Below are 882 nucleotides of genomic sequence, written 5' to 3'. Positions count from 1 at the left end.
GCTCGCCCTGCTGCTCTTCGGCCTCGGCTTCGCGGTGAAGCTGCTGTGGTGGGTTGCGGTCATCGTCCTGGTGGTCTGGCTGGTGGGTTTCGTGGCCCGCAGCACCGGCGCCTCCGGCACTCGAAGCCGCTGGTACCGGTGGTGACCGAGTCGGCCGGGCTTTCGCTGCGGACGAGAGGAACTGAACCATGACCACGACCTTGTCACCGATGCTGGTGCCGCTCGCCCTGGCGGCGATCCTGATGGCCGGCGCACCGGACACCGCGTCCCGCGGCCACCGGCCACGGGTCGCCGTCGTCCGGACCGACCGCACCACGAGGGCCCGGCACGCCCGCACCTGACCCGACCGAGGACCGCTTCGACATCGGCGCGAGGCGCCTGGACAGTGCGATCCGCGCTGTCCAGGCGCCTCGCGCCGGTTCCGGACGGCCACCAGGAGGACGATGTCCGCACCCAGCAGCCGGTCGACCAGTGGAACGCCGTCGTCCTGACCCGGCTCGACGGACCGGTCCGGGGAGCCGGCGGTGCGGGGAGCCGGCGGCGGCCGGTCCCTCGACCACCTCGCCCTCGCTCGCCCCGAGGTGATCGGCCAGTCCGGCCGCGGTGGGCGAGCGGTCCGACCGCTGGGCAAGTACCTCCTCGGCCTCGGCCGGGGAGCTCGCGGGTCATGGGGCGGGTGCGCCGCGCGCGTTTCGCGGGCGGCGCACCCGCGCGCCCGCTTCACCTTCGCCGGAGCGCGCGAACGGCAAGAGCGCTGACGACGATGAGGACGGCGGTGCCTAGCCCCACGAACATGCGATTCCCTCTCTCCTCGGAGAAGCGGCCCGCTGGGCCGAGGTAATCTCCGCCCGGAGCCGATGTGCGTGCCTGTACCGGTGAACG

At 73.4% G+C, this 882-nt stretch carries 2 protein-coding genes; both read left to right on the top strand.

What is annotated here, in order from left to right; all coding sequences use genetic code 11:
* On the top strand, positions 1-145 hold a 145-nt coding region (locus tag BI06_RS53450), incomplete at its 5' end, for a hypothetical protein (RefSeq protein WP_043468188.1).
* Positions 146-188: 43 nt separating this feature from the next.
* Positions 189-341, top strand: coding sequence for a hypothetical protein (locus BI06_RS50675; protein WP_158516425.1), 153 nt, complete (start codon positions 189-191; stop codon positions 339-341).
* Positions 342-882: the final 541 nt, after the last annotated feature.

Origin of the sequence: Kitasatospora sp. MBT66, from assembly GCF_000710405.2 — a bacterium.
Taxonomy (GTDB): domain Bacteria; phylum Actinomycetota; class Actinomycetes; order Streptomycetales; family Streptomycetaceae; genus Kitasatospora; species Kitasatospora purpeofusca.
Note: the sequence above shows the minus strand (reverse complement) of the source record. Positions and strands in the feature narration are given on the sequence as shown.

What these genes read in the sequence shown, in the direction of transcription:
- BI06_RS50675 (WP_158516425.1), top strand. Translation starts at nt 189, where the DNA reads ATGACCACGACCTTGTCACCGATGCTGGTGCCGCTCGCCCTGGCGGCG.